Raw genomic sequence first — 13,632 nt, forward strand, 5'->3', positions numbered from 1 at the left:
GACCACAGGAAGGGCTGAGCTCGTGAAGACCCCTCTCTACATCTCCGGGTTGGGCAGTCACCTCCCGGACGTCATGAGCGCGGAACGCGCGGTCGAACTCGGGCTGTACGACCCGGAGGACTACGAGTGGTACGGCTGGACCGGCGCCACTGTCGCCGGCGACCTGTCCGCACCCGACATGGCGGTCCTGGCAGCCCGCGAAGCCATCGAGCGCTCCGGGCGAGCTCCTCACGACATCGACCTGCACATGCACTCGGGCAGCTGGAAGCAAGGGCCGGTGGGATGGTCGGCACACCAGTACGTCCTGCGCAACATCACCGACCGCGACATCCCCTCGTACAACGTCTGGCAGGCGTGCAACGGAACGATGAGCGGGATGGAGCTGGCGGCGTCCTACCTAATGGCCGTCCCGGAGCGGACCGAGGCGTTGCTCACCGGCGCGGACAACCTCGGCACACCGGACTTCAACCGCTGGTCCTTCGGTCTGCAGAACGGTGTCCTCGGCGACGGCGCCACGGCTGTCCTGCTGTCCAAGCACGAGGGCTTCGCGCGGCTCATGGCGATCAAGACGGTCTCCACGTCGGATCTCGAACATCTCTACCGCGGTGAAGAACCCCTCGTCCCCACCGCAATCGACAACCGCACGAAGGTCGACTTCAGGGAACGCATGGCCGCGGTCGGCGAAGGCGCCGCCGTCGAATGGATGGTGACCCGCCAGGGTGATCTCCGCGCCGAGACCGCGCTGGCGACGTTGGCCGAAGCAGGCATCGGACCCGAAGACGTCACCCGCGTCACGCACGTGTTCACCGCCAGGGACGCCTACCTGAAAGTCATCCTGGACCCGATCGGCGTCGATCCGGACAAAGGCCTCGGAGACTTCGGCCACGGGTGGGGACACCTCACGGTCAACGACCAGATCATGGGCTTGGAGCACCTGGTGGAAACGGGCCAGGTCGGACCGGGCGATCACGTGCTCATGGTCGGCCACGGAGGCGGTACGACGATCACCATCATCGTCGTCCGGATCGAGTACAGCCCCGCGTGGTCGTCTCGAAACCCGTCACCGGCGAACACGACGCAGCCCGCGAAGGCCGCGTCTGGGACTTCCAGCTACCAGCGGATCCGCATCGCACCCAACGTGGCCTCCGGCCAAGCGCGTCTGGAGGACGGTCAGTGATTGCAGCCGAACTGTTCTGCGACGAGCTGGCACAACGCGGGTTCACCGTTGCCAGTGGTGTCCCGTGTTCGTTCTTCGGCGGTCCGATCGCGCTGCTGAGCCGGACACCGGGCAGCTACGTCCCGGCTGCCAACGAAGGGGCCGCCTTGGCCACCGCGGCCGGCGTGGCACTGGCCGGAGGACGTGCCTACGTCATGCTGCAGAACTCCGGGCTGGGCAACCTGGTCAACCCGCTCACGTCGCTGGTGATGACCTACCAGGTCCCGGTCCTCACCTTCGTGAGCCTCCGCGGATGGCCGGACCCTGCCGATGACGAGCCGCAGCACGAGGTGATGGGTGGTCTCACCCATCCCTTGCTGGACCTGCTCGGCCTTCCGCACTGGCGGTTGGGCGCTGACGACGGTCCGGAGCGATTCGCCGAGATCCTCGGAGCCGCAGAGGCCACCTTGGAAAAGGGACAGGCACCGTTCGTGCTCGTCGAGAAGGGAGCGGTGGGCAAGGCCGCAGGGCCTGTCCCGGCCGAGGACGAGGGCCGGCTCGACAGCGCCGAGGTCGTTCGGCTGGTGTCGAAGCTGGCCGATGGCGATCCGGTCGTCGCGACCACTGGCTACACCGGGCGCGAGTTGTTCGGTATCGACGACCAACCCCGGAACTTCTACATGCAGGGCTCGATGGGACACGCCTCGTCGATCGCTCTCGGGGTCGCCATGGCGGAACCGGAACGCACCGTCGTGGTCCTCGACGGTGATGGCGCCGTCCTGATGCACATGGGCACGCTCTCGTCGATCAGCGACCAAGCTCCGGCGAATCTGGTCCACGTCGTCCTGGACAACGGCATTCATGAGTCGACGGGTGGGCAACGGACCACCTCGACAGCGACACGGATCGAGGAAGTTGCTGTGGCGGCCGGATACCGGACGGCACACCGGTGCCACAGCCTCGACGAGGTGCGGACACGCTTCGAGGAGGCACGCAGGGCGCCCGGACCGCATCTGGTGTTGATCCCGACGAAGCGGCGCACAGGGGCGGTGCCACCCCGCGCAACCAACACGCACACCCCTGAAGCCATCCGGGATCGCTTCTCGGCTGCATTGAGGAAAGCCGCGCCGCCTTCGTTCTGATCGCAGACGGCATCTCAGCACCGTTCGGAAGATCCGTCACGCCCCGTACCCGCGTCAGGCGAGAAGTCAACACCATTGGAGGGACTGTGCGTAGAGCTGGCCTGGACCAACGTCTCCTCGAGCGCTTGGACCGGTTGCGGCCGCGGAGGGCAGCGCTTCGAGCTGTTGCCGTCGGCACCGTGATCGCCATCGCAGGGTTGACCGGCTGTGCCGGGGACGACGGGACTCTTCGGGTCAGCGGATCCACGACCGTCAATCCGGTAGTGGCCGACTCGGCGAACGTCCTCCGCGGCAGAGGACTGACGGTCACACTGGACACGCAGGGCGGGTCGGCAGGCGGCCTGGCACAACTCGCCAGTGGCCAGATCGACGTGGCGATGAGTTCGAAGCCACTCGGTGACGCCGACCGCAAGCGCTACTCGAACGCAGAACTGGTGGCAACGGAGATCGGACGGGACGCGGTCGCGATCGTCATCCACCGCGAGGTCTACGACGCCGGCGTGCGATCGCTGACCCGCGACCAGGTGCAGCGGCTCTTCGAAGGAAAAGTCACCAACTGGAGTGAACTGGGCGGCCCGAACCTCCCCGTGTACGTATACAACAAGGAGCCCGGGCGCGGTACCCGCGAAGTCCTCGACAAGTTCTTGTACGGCGACGAAGCGGGAGCGCCGCCGGACCCGGTGGGTGGGAACTACGCCATCGTTGGTGGCAACGAAGAGACCCGCACCAAACTCGCCACAACACCCGGCGCGGTCGCCCCGCTCTCGGTCGCGTTCACCGAAGGTCAGCCGGAACTCGCAGTCGTCTCGGTCGAAGGCGCGCTCCCCAGCGGTGAAGACGTGAGATCCGGCAAGTACCCGCTGGCCCGACCGCTCCTGCTGGTCACTGACGGTCCACCTGAGGGCAACGTGCGCACTCTCATCGACTTCGTCGTCTCCCCGGAAGGACAGCGCTTCGTCACCGGACACGGCTACCTCGACCTCGCGAAGCTGGGAGTGCAGTGACGGCCGCGACCATCGAGGCGGATCGGACCGGGTTCGGTAGCACCCGGTCTCGACCGCGGCGGGCTCGTTGGCTCCTGCTAGCCGTCGGCATCGGCGCCGCGGGTGTCGGTGCCGCGGCTCTCCTACCTGCTGTGTTCATCGTTCTCGGGATGACCTCGGGGCCGGTGGATTGGTGGGCGATGCTCACCGGCGAGATCTGGAGCCCGCAGCGCGGCCATTTCGGAGCGGTCGCGATGCTGTGGGGCACGGCCGTGGTCAGCGTGCTCGCCCTGCTCATCGCTCTTCCCATCGGGTGGTCGGCGTCGCTTGCCCTGCATGAGCTGACGCCGACGCGCTGGCGTCGCAGGTTGCGCAGCGGAATCGAGGTGCTCGCGGCCGTGCCCTCGATCGTCTACGGCCTGCTCGGCGTCGCGCTGATTCGGCCACTGGTGAGCGGGCTGTTCGACGTGCCCGGTGGGGACAGCCTGTTGGCCGCAGGTCTGCTGCTCGGTGTGATGGTCATTCCGACGGTCGTCTCGGTCTCCGTCGACGCCCTCGCGGATGTCCCGAACGACGTCCGCGAGAGCGCGGCAGCACTCGGGTTGACACGCATCGAGGTGATCCGATCGGCTGTCGTCCCGCTGGCGCGCGGCGGAATGCTGGCCGGAGCGGTGCTCGGATTCGCACGAGCGCTGGGCGAGACGATCGCGATCTTCCTGGTGATCGGCCGCGCGGATGGCCAGGTGGTCGGGCTGGGGAACTTCTTCGAGTCGCTGATCAGGCCCGGGCAGACGATCACGACCAAGCTCGGTGGGCCTGAGCCGATGCTCGCCGGAACTGCCGGCGACCACTGGGCCTCGCTGTGCGCACTCGGTGCGATCCTGCTCTGCATCGTCGCCGCGGTCACACTGCTCGCTCAATCAAGAAGGCTGAACCGGCCTGGCAACTCCCGCCGCACGAGTCCACGCGCGTCCTCGTTCCGGTTCACGTGGGACCGTGCGGCGGTCACCGTGCTCCGCACGTTGATGGCCGTGCCGATCCTGCTCGCTGTCGGCATCGCGGTCGCGATCGTGAGCCGCGGCCTGCACGCCTTGAACCCCGCGTTCTGGTTCACGCCGTCGGTCGGGGCGAGTGGCGGGGGCGTGCGCAACCAGATCCTCGGAACGTTGCTGCTCGTCGGGACCGCGGGTGTCATCGCGGCCTTCCTCGGACTCGCTCTCGGCCTGCTCATGGCGGAGTTCGCAAGCCCCCGCGCCGAACGATGGCTTCGGACCATGACGGTCACGCTCGGTGGTGTCCCCACGATCCTGCTCGGACTTGCCGGTTACTGGTTTTTCAGCTCGACCCTGGGCTGGTCGAAAAGCTGGCTTGCGGGCGCGGTGCTGCTGGCAATCGTCGCCACACCCGTGGTCGCACTCGCTGTGGCGACGCAGGTGGCCGCGTTGCCGGCGGGCAGGCGCGAGACCGCCCAAGCGTTGGGCCTGCGCCAAAGCCAAGTCGTTCGCGCCGTGGTGATACCGCACGCACGTCCAGCACTGATCACCGGACTACTCCTTGGACTTGCGCGCGCAGCGGGAGAGACCGCCCCGCTGCTGTTCACCGCAACCGTCTTCGCCGGAGCGAGTGCCTTACCGACGGGCGTGGCTGACGCACCCGTGGTCAGCCTCCCGACGCACGTGTTCACCCTCGCCCAGGACGCCGCCGACCCGGCCGCGCTGCAAGCCGCCTGGGGCGGAGCCACCGTGCTGGTCGTGATCGTGGTGGTGCTCCTCGCAGCGGCGATCCCGGCTCGTCGACGTCTGGAAGGGGAGCGCTCATGAATGCTGTGGAAGTACGCGACCTCACCGTGTACAAGGACAAACGTCCGCTGGTCGGGCCGGTCTCGTTCGCCGTGCCCGACGACGCCGCGGTGGGTCTGTGCGGCTCGTCCGGGGCGGGGAAGTCGACGGTGCTGAGGGCTCTCGTCGGCTTGCTGCCCGGCGCACTGCACGCGGACGGCAGCGCTCGTGTTCTCGACACCGAGGTCGTCGGCCAGCGACCTGCGGTACTCGCGGACCTTCGGGCGCGCGCGGTACTCGTGCCGCAGGTGCCCGTTGTGTTCCCTGACAGCATCCTGGCGAACGCGCTGTTCGGCATCAGGCACGTGGTCCGAGCTTCGCGCAGCCAGCTGCATCAGCGTGCCAAGACCGCGCTGGTCGAGGTCGGTCTGTGGGACGAAGTGGCGGACCGGCTGCATTCGCCGGCCGTCGAGCTCTCGGTCGGACAGCGCCAGCGACTGGCGTTGGCGCGAGCGTTGGCCTTGGATCCTCGGGTCATCCTGCTGGACGAGCCGACGAGCGCCCTCGACGAAGCCTCGGTCGCCGAGGTCGAGAAGACTCTGCAGCGCCTGGTCGGACAGCGGGCGCTGCTGGTGGTCTCGCACGACATGGGCCAGTTGAGCCGCCTGTGCGCGGAGACCGTGTCGCTGGGAATGCGGGAAGTCCCGGGCGCGACGGCGTTGGAAACCGCATCAGCAACTGATCGAGGAGTGTCGTGACCGTGTTGAGCACCATGAGAAGACGAACCGTTGCAGCCATCGGGGCTGCGATCGCCGTGCTCGGCGTTGCCGCGTGCGGGCCCAGCGCCGCGGAGACCGGTGACGATGCCCTCGTCTTCGGCATCATCCCGTACGAGAACTCCAGCTCGGTGGGGCAGAACTACCAGCCGATCGTCGACCTGATCGGCAGGGAGACCGGAAAGCGGATCCAGGTCGAAACGGTCACCGACTACGCCGCATTGATCGAAGGCCAGCGGGCCGGCACCATCGACCTCGCATTCTACGGAGGGATCTCCTACGTCCTGGCCAAGGACTCCGGCGCCGGAATCCAGCCGGTCGCGGTTCCGGTGCTCGAACGGGGTGCGCCCTCCGGCTATCACTCGTACGTGATCGCCAAGGCCGGAAGCGGCATCGCCTCGCTGGCAGATCTGCGAGGCAAGCGCGTGTGCTTCGTCGACCCCAATTCCACGTCCGGATATCTCTACCCGCTCGGCGGCCTCGCCGAGGCCGGCCTACGGGAGGGCGACTACACCCCTCAGTACGCCGGCGGACATGATGCGTCGGTCCTCGCGGTCCGCGACGGTGACTGCGATGCTGGTGCCGTCAACGATGTCATGCTGGAGAAGATCCTTCCGAAGCAGGGAGAAATCGATCCTGGGGCGTTCGTGAAGATCTGGACCTCTCAGCCGATCGTCAATCCGCCGCTTGCGATTTCGGAGAGGGTGGACCCGCAACTGCGCGAGACCATCACCAAGGTCGTCGCGGAGAAGGGCAACGCCGACGCGTTGAAGGTCAAGGACATCGCCGGGTTCTGGGGGTTCGTGCCGGTCGACGACCAGGCTTTCGAACCGATCCGCGACGTCTGCCGCGTGACCGGTGCGCAGATCTGCAAGACCGGCTGACGGGACTGTCGGGCAGGTCCAGCGTTGAGCAGCGAAGCAGATTGAGGCCAGATGGAAACCGATCAGCAGCCGGTGGTGCGGCTCAGGAACGTGACCAAGCAGTTCACGCCTGCGGTGACCGCACTGAGCGGAGTCACCCTGGAAGTCGCACCCGCGGAGATCGTCGTGCTCTTGGGACTCTCCGGCTCCGGGAAGTCCACGCTGCTCCGGCACGTCAACGGTCTGCACCAGCCGACGTCGGGCACCGTGTCGGTGCTCGGAACGGATGTGGGGGCGGCGGACGAACGCACGCTGCGAGGGGTGCGCCGGCGCATCGGGTTCATCTTCCAGCAGTTCCAGCTGGTCGGGCGGCTCAGCGTGCTCGAAAACGTCTGCAGCGGAGCACTTGGCCGGCTGGCCGGGCCCCGTCTCGGTTTGTTCAGCTATTCCAAGGAGCTGCGCAGGGAAGCGCTCGAGCACATCGACCGCGTTGGTCTCGCCGGGCAGGTTTTCCAGCGGACGGACACGCTCTCCGGCGGTCAGCAGCAGCGTGTCGCCGTGGCTCGGGCCCTCATGCAACGGCCCCAGATCTTGCTCGCCGACGAGCCGGTGGCCTCGTTGGACCCCGAGTCCGCCCAGACCGTGATGCGCTTGATCCGGAACATCGCGATCGAGGACGGCCTGACGGTGCTCTGCAGCCTGCACCAGGTCGACCTGGCGCTGTCCTGGGCTGATCGCATCATCGGCCTCCGAGACGGGCAGATCGTCATGGAAGGGACAGCTGACGAGCTCGACACCGACGCGGCGATGAAGGTGTACGACCGCGTCGGGCCCCGGCCGGTGGCGCACACCCCGCGAAGCCGCGCATGAAGACCGTGACCGCTGGACCTCACATGGCCCAAAAGCCGGACGTGTCGAGAAACGCGGGGCTCCGCCCGCCTGCTCCGCCGACTACCGTCGCCGCCCTCGTACTGGTCTTTCTGGTCGGGCTCGGTATCTGGTCGCTGGTCGACCTCCGCATCAACATCGCCACTCTTCTCGACAGCTACGGCAACGCGATCGGCTTCCTCCGTCGAATCTGGCCGCTGGAGTTCCCGCCACTCTCCGACGTCGTGCGCCAGGTGGGGATGACGCTGTCCGTCGTGCTGCTCGCCACCCTCCTCTCGGTGCTGCTGAGCATCCCGTTGGCGGTCGCCGCCGCAGCGAACACCAAGCGGACCGAAGTCGGCCGGATGTGCGCACGCGCGGGCATCGTCGTCGCCCGGGTCGTGCCGGACGTCGTGATGGCGATCGTCTTTGTCCGGTTCTTCGGGCTCGGTGTGCTGCCGGGTGTGCTGGCCATGGGGCTTCATTCCGTCGGCATGATCGGCAAGCTCTACGCCGATGCGCTCGAGCAGATCGATCCTGGTCCACGCGAAGCGCTCCGCGCTGCCGGGGCGAGCCGAGCGCAGCAACTCTGGACGGGGGTGTTCCCGCTCGTTCTGCCTGCGTTCGTGGCAGTCGGCCTGCATCGTTTCGACATCAACTTGCGGATTTCGGCGATCCTGGGGTTCGTCGGGGTGGCCGGGATCGGTATGGAGATGTCGGAAGCCTTCGCGCGCCTGAACTTCGCCCTGGGCGTGGCGTGGGCTCTCATCCTGCTGACCCTGTGCGTGCTTGTGGAATGGATTTCGGCAACGCTACGCCGGGCGCTGCTGCGGGACACCACCCGCGAGGGGGCCAGGCCGAAAGCCCTCAGCGCTCGGATCCCGCGGGGCGACTCGGCTGCGGTGGGGACGAGCCGGAGCTCGCGGGGACTGCCCAGCGTGTCGCCACCCTGGTCGGCCAGGCGGGTTCGCAGGTATCTCTACGGCGGTCTGTCTGTGGCAGCCGTGTTGTGGGCGCTTGTGGGCAGCGGTGTGCTCGATAGCCAGGCCAGAGGTGGTATCGCAGGTCTTCTCACCACACTCGGGCATTTCTGGCCGCCGGGAGCCGCAGGCGCAATGGACGAGCTGATGGAGGCACTGCGGCTGACCATCCAGATCGGCTGCGCGGCAACCTTGATCGGTGCCATGCTGGCCATCCCGGCGGGCTCGCTCGCCGCCAGGAACGTCGCTCCCAGCCGACGGGTATACCTGCTCTTCCGTGGGGCAATCCTGATGATTCGCGCGATGCCCGAGCTCGTTCTGGCGATCGTCCTGGTGGTCATCGTGGGGCTCGGCCCGGTTGCGGGAACGCTGGCGTTGGCCATCGGAGCGACAGGGCTTCTGGGCAAGCTCGTGGCTGATTCCCTGGAAGAGGTGGATCCGGGGCCAGGGGAGGCTCTGCGCGCAACCGGTGCCTCGCGGCTTCAGGTCTACGTCGCCGCCACACTGCCCCAAGCCCTGGGCGCAGTCGTGGGTGACACCCTCTACCAGCTCGACGTCAACATCCGTGCCGCCACGCTCCTGGGCATCGTCGGCGGCGGTGGAGTCGGCTTCTTCCTGCTGCAGTCGACGCGGACACGCGAGTACGAGGTCGTCACCCTCATCATGCTCATGACGTTCGCGGTCGTTCTCGTCCTGGAACTGACGGCGATGTGGCTGCGGCGGCTGCTCCGGTGATAGTCAGGTTCGCTTCGACACCGGGATCACGTAGCGGTCGAACATCAGGTCGCGCAGGACGTCGTCGCCGCCCTCGACGATCGACACGAACCTGATGTCGCGCAGCAGCTTCCCGATGACGTGCTCGTGGGTGTAGCCCAGGCCGCCGAACATCTCCGAGCCTGTGCTCGCGATCGCCCAGCCCTGCTGGCCGCAGAACATCTTCGATGCCAGTGCGGACTTCAGTGTCCCGCGCCGCAGGAACTCCGCGGCTGCTCCAGGTCCTGCCATCACCGCATCGTACTCGCGGGCTGCTGCCAGGCACTGGTTGCGCATCACATCGATCAGCATCTCCATCTGACCGATCTTTCCGGCGAACACGGCGTTGTCGACGAGCTGCGACTCACCCAGCGGTTTGGTCTCTGCGTAGTCCATGCAGATGTCGCGGATTCTTCGCGCCACACCGAGGGCTGTGGTGGCGATGAGGATCCGGCTGGCGTTGAGTCCGACTTCCAGCAGACGCAGTCCCGGCCCGGCCAGGACATTGTCGGCAGGGACCCGGCAGTCGCGGAGGCCCACCTCGTACGTCGCCGAGGAGCGAAGACCGTTCATCTCCCATCGCTTCGTGACGTGGACGCCAGTGGTGTCCCGGGGTACCACGACGGCGATGTGCTCGGAGAGTTCGTCGTCGGCTCTCGCCAGGATCACGAGGAAGTCGGCGAAGTCGGTGTTCGTCGAGAAGTACTTGGCACCGTTGAGGACGATGTCGCCTCCGGAGCGCACAGCTGAGGTCGTGATCTTGCCGAGCTCGCTGCCGGCGGCCTGCTCACTGCCGAGGGTTGCGCAGAATCCCCCTTCCGCGGCCATTGGCGCCAGGTATCGCTTGCGCAGGTCGTCGCTGCCGTACAGCGACACCATGCTCGTGCCGAGCACCGAGATGAACAACGTGAATGCGGTGCCGGCGTCGCCGTAGGCGAGTTCGGAGACGATGTCGACGCTCTCCTCGAGCGAGCACCCGCGTCCGCCGAGGTCCTCCGGCAGCCACCAGTTCATGAGCCCGGTTTCGCGGAACTTCTGGTATTGCGGGAGCGGAGCGGTCGTGAAGGAATCGAACAGCGGTTGCTGGTCGAGCAGCTCGGCCGCGGTGAAGTCGCGCACCTGCTGGACGAGTCGGTCGAACATCGGCACCCCTCCACGGGTTTCGGTCACGCCTCGTCCCATGGAGAGGGCAGCGAGCGTTCGTCGACGAGTCCGTCAGGACGACGTGGGATCTGCTCCACCGGCAGGATGTGGAACGACGCGTTCGGATCGGGCAGCAGCATGGCCAAGTCGCTATGCAGCTTCACCCGCCTGGCCACCGGAGGATCATCGGCAGATCGTTCGGCCAGGATCACGTGTTCGGCCAGTTCGGTCGTCGCTGCTGCGCCCTGAGGGAGCGTGGCGATCCTGTGGAACCCGCCCTCCTGCAGAGTTGTCACCCAGCCCGCGGGGGACAGGAGCGGAAGGTTGGACTCCTTGCGCTGGTCCTCGTAGTAGCTGAACCCTTCGAGGAAGCCCACGGTCACCATCTGCACTGGTGTGTTCGCTGTTCGCTCGATCGCGACGAGCAACCCGGAAGGTGTGAGCAGCGGTCGCAGCCGCTCGAGCGCGTGGTCGATGCGCCTGGCAGTGTGGATCACGTTGGCGGCGATGATGACGTCGAACGACTCGGGTGCGAAGCCCTGGTCGCCGGGGTGGTTGTTGAGGTCGAGAACGGCGTAGTCGACAAACGTGTGTTCGGCGAAGCGTTGCTTGGCGTGGTCGGTGAAGTATTGCGAGACGTCGGTGAAGCAGTATCGGGTGCGTTCGGCCGGGAGTCGGCTGAGCACGGTCGTCGAGGTGGCTCCGGTGCCGGCGCCGATCTCCAGGATTCGCACGGGACGATCCGTCGGCCCGAGTTCGACAGCCTTCGCGACGGTCTCGGCCAGCACCCCGTTGAGCACGACCGAGATCGGATTCCGCGCGTAGAACGTCTCAGCAAGCGTCGGGTCACCATCGGGGAACAGCAGTGGTAGAGGACTTGCTTCGCCGCGGAGGAGGTCGACCTGCTGGGCTGCCGAACTGACGAAGTAGTCGGTGAAGACCCGCTCGACACCGTCCACGACCAAGGCCGCCATTCGTTTCTCGACTTGTTCGTCGAGCTCCGTCGCAGACAGCGTGTCACTACACGCGTACTCATCCGGCCCTGGCCCGGAGCGCAAGATCTTGTTGTCGGCCAGGACGTGCATCCATTGCCGGAACAGCGGCTCGTGGTCCGGTGCGACGGCGCATCGCTGCATCAGGGAGTCGACGGATACCGGTTGCTCGGGAGTCCGGAACGCGCCCAACTGGGCAAGGGTCCTCGCCATGACCAGCACGCTGATCTCGTCGAGAGCATCCCAGAAGTCGCGCCAGGTCCGGAGGGCCTCGCGCTGTTCGGCCATACCCTCGACGAGGCATGCTGTGGCGGTCTCCACCAGACGTCCCCAACGCTGTGCTGAACCGCTGGGCACGGCGTAGACGAGCAACTCTTCCTCGCCGCTGTGCGGGCTGATGGCGGTGGTCACGAGTGCGTCATCGATGTCCGGGTGCTGTCGCACCGCGGCAGTGATCTCATTCAGATCCACGGGTCGCCCTCCAACCACGATGAGTCCGCTCTCAGCCCGCTGCGGACCTCGATCAGAAATTGCCGGTTTACTCGGCATCGCGCGATGCCGTGGCCGCTGCGGGTGTGGCGCGGCGCGCGCTGTTCCGGCTTCCCAACATCTGGCCGAGGATCACAACGACCCCCACCGTGGCTACGGCGGCGCAGAAGATGAGGCCCGGACGGAAGAAGCCGAGCATCTCCTCGGGGGAGACCTGTGCGCCAGGCGTGTTCGGAGCGCGGCCTGCTGAAATGATCGCGGTGGTCACCGCGAGCACCACAGCGCCACCGATCTGTGCCGAGGAGTTCAGGATCCCGGCTGCGAGGCCTTGCTCCTGGGCGTCGACGCCGGCGACCGCCTGCACGTTGGCCGACGGGAATGTCAGTGCGAAGCCGATGCCCACCAGGAGCGTGGTGGGGAAGATCGCGGTCAGGTAGGACGGGTGGGTGTCCAGCCTGAGCAGCAGTAGGAATCCCACTGCTTCGGAGAGCAGGCCCAGGACGATCAGCGGGGGCGTACCGACCCGGCCGATCCACCTCCCCGCGATCGGAGCACCGAACGCCACGATCAGGCCGACCGGCAGCAGCGCGAGCGCGAGCTGGAGTGGAGTCCACTTCAGGGTGTCCTGCAGGTACAGGGTGATGACGAACTGGAAGCTGAAGTAGGAACCCAGAAGCGCGACGAAGGACAGGTTCGCGCGGACCAGCGCGCCGCTGCGGAAGATCCCCAGCCGCACCAGCGGATCGCGAACGCGCTTCTCCACGAGAACGAACCCGGCGAGCAGCAGGACCGCCACTCCTAGGAGGACGAGGGTCCGCGCGCTGAACCAGCCGGTGTCGGGAGCCGTGACAACTGTGTAGACGAGCAGCAGCAGTGAGGCGGTCAGGGTGACGGCGCCGAGGATGTCGTACCGACCCTTGGCCGCCGGGCGGTCCTTGGGGATGACGAGCATTCCGACGATGAGCACGGCCAACGTCAAAGGCACCGGGAACAGGAAGATCCATCGCCAGCTGATCGATGTGATCAAGCCGCCCACGATCAGACCCGAGGAGAACCCACTCGCGCCGATCGCTCCGTAGACCGCGACTGCACGGTTTCGCGCCTTCCCTTCGGGGAAGGTGGTGGTCACGATGGACAATGTCGTCGGCACGGTGAAACCTGCTGCGATGCCCTTGACGAGGCGGGAGAGGATGAGCAGGAGGCCATCGTTGACGAGCCCGCCGAAGAGGGAGGCGAGGCCGAAGACCGCAACCGAGATCAGGAAGACCTTGCGGCGCCCAAGCAGGTCGGCGCTCCGGCCGCCCAGGAGGAGGAAACCACCGGAGCCGAGCAGATAGCCGTTGACGATCCACTGCAGTTCCGCAGTGGTCATGCCGAGCTCGTTGCCGATGGAAGGCAGGCTCACGCCGATCAGGGTGATGTCCAGGCCGTCCAGGAAGAAGGCGAGGCACAGGACGGTGAGCAGCACCCACAGGCGGGCGGGCCAGCGGTCCGCCGTGTCCGGATCGGTAGTGGGAGACGACGCGTTTGCATTGGCTTCTGACATGGGTCTTCTGATCCCCAGGTTGGGTGTGGAGGTCCGGTGCACGGTGCCGTCGAGGCGTTCAGGTGCTGGGCGGTGATGCGGTTCTTAGAACGCGTTCCATCGGCGGCGAGAGACTTTGTCTCTCGCCGCTTTCGGGCAGGAACAAGTCGCCGCGGACGGGCCAA

The 13,632-nt window shown here is 66.8% G+C and carries 11 protein-coding genes; 8 read left to right on the forward strand and 3 right to left on the reverse strand.

Translation table 11 applies throughout. From position 1 onward, the window contains the following. Nucleotides 1-22: 22 nt before the first annotated feature. From HUO13_RS14500 to phnE, 8 genes are all read left to right on the forward strand, one after another. Complete coding sequence (locus tag HUO13_RS14500; RefSeq protein ID WP_249124799.1) at nucleotides 23-1,177, forward strand: ketoacyl-ACP synthase III family protein; 1,155 nt, start codon at nucleotides 23-25, stop codon at nucleotides 1,175-1,177. Beyond that, nucleotides 1,174-2,298, forward strand: coding sequence for a phosphonopyruvate decarboxylase (aepY, locus tag HUO13_RS14505; protein WP_211902885.1), 1,125 nt, complete (start codon nucleotides 1,174-1,176; stop codon nucleotides 2,296-2,298). Before HUO13_RS14500 ends, aepY begins: the two co-directional genes overlap by 4 nt. Nucleotides 2,299-2,477: 179 nt before the next feature. Continuing rightward, nucleotides 2,478-3,302 (forward strand): phosphate ABC transporter substrate-binding protein, encoded by an 825-nt coding sequence (locus tag HUO13_RS14510; RefSeq protein WP_249124800.1) that lies wholly within the window; start codon nucleotides 2,478-2,480, stop codon nucleotides 3,300-3,302. A 131-nt stretch (nucleotides 3,303-3,433) separates the two neighbouring features. Next, nucleotides 3,434-5,101, forward strand: a complete 1,668-nt coding sequence (locus tag HUO13_RS14515; RefSeq protein WP_249124801.1) for an ABC transporter permease subunit — start codon at nucleotides 3,434-3,436, stop codon at nucleotides 5,099-5,101. Continuing rightward, nucleotides 5,098-5,817, forward strand: coding sequence for an ATP-binding cassette domain-containing protein (locus HUO13_RS14520; protein ID WP_211901887.1), 720 nt, complete (start codon nucleotides 5,098-5,100; stop codon nucleotides 5,815-5,817). Before HUO13_RS14515 ends, HUO13_RS14520 begins: the two co-directional genes overlap by 4 nt. Continuing rightward, nucleotides 5,814-6,719 (forward strand): phosphate/phosphite/phosphonate ABC transporter substrate-binding protein, encoded by a 906-nt coding sequence (locus HUO13_RS14525; RefSeq protein ID WP_249124802.1) that lies wholly within the window; start codon nucleotides 5,814-5,816, stop codon nucleotides 6,717-6,719. The genes HUO13_RS14520 and HUO13_RS14525 overlap by 4 nt, the downstream gene beginning before the upstream one ends. 51 nt (nucleotides 6,720-6,770) lie before the next feature. After that, nucleotides 6,771-7,568, forward strand: coding sequence for a phosphonate ABC transporter ATP-binding protein (phnC, locus tag HUO13_RS14530; protein ID WP_211901888.1), 798 nt, complete (start codon nucleotides 6,771-6,773; stop codon nucleotides 7,566-7,568). Continuing rightward, nucleotides 7,565-9,280 (forward strand): phosphonate ABC transporter, permease protein PhnE, encoded by a 1,716-nt coding sequence (gene phnE / locus HUO13_RS14535; RefSeq protein WP_249124805.1) that lies wholly within the window; start codon nucleotides 7,565-7,567, stop codon nucleotides 9,278-9,280. Before phnC ends, phnE begins: the two co-directional genes overlap by 4 nt. Before the next feature lie 3 nt (nucleotides 9,281-9,283). On the opposite strand, the gene HUO13_RS14540 is transcribed toward phnE, so the two are convergent. The 3 genes from HUO13_RS14540 to HUO13_RS14550 form a co-directional block, all read right to left on the reverse strand. Continuing rightward, nucleotides 9,284-10,441, reverse strand: coding sequence for an acyl-CoA dehydrogenase family protein (locus HUO13_RS14540; RefSeq protein ID WP_211901889.1), 1,158 nt, complete (start codon nucleotides 10,439-10,441; stop codon nucleotides 9,284-9,286). A gap of 23 nt (nucleotides 10,442-10,464) precedes the next feature. After that, entirely contained in the window at nucleotides 10,465-11,904 is a 1,440-nt protein-coding gene (locus HUO13_RS14545; protein WP_211901890.1) for a class I SAM-dependent methyltransferase, read from the reverse strand. 67 nt (nucleotides 11,905-11,971) lie between these two features. Next, nucleotides 11,972-13,468, reverse strand: coding sequence for an MFS transporter (locus HUO13_RS14550; protein ID WP_249124807.1), 1,497 nt, complete (start codon nucleotides 13,466-13,468; stop codon nucleotides 11,972-11,974). Nucleotides 13,469-13,632 lie beyond the last annotated feature (164 nt).

The sequence above is a fragment of the Saccharopolyspora erythraea genome (assembly GCF_018141105.1).
In the GTDB taxonomy this organism is placed as follows: Bacteria; Actinomycetota; Actinomycetes; order Mycobacteriales; family Pseudonocardiaceae; genus Saccharopolyspora_D; species Saccharopolyspora_D erythraea_A.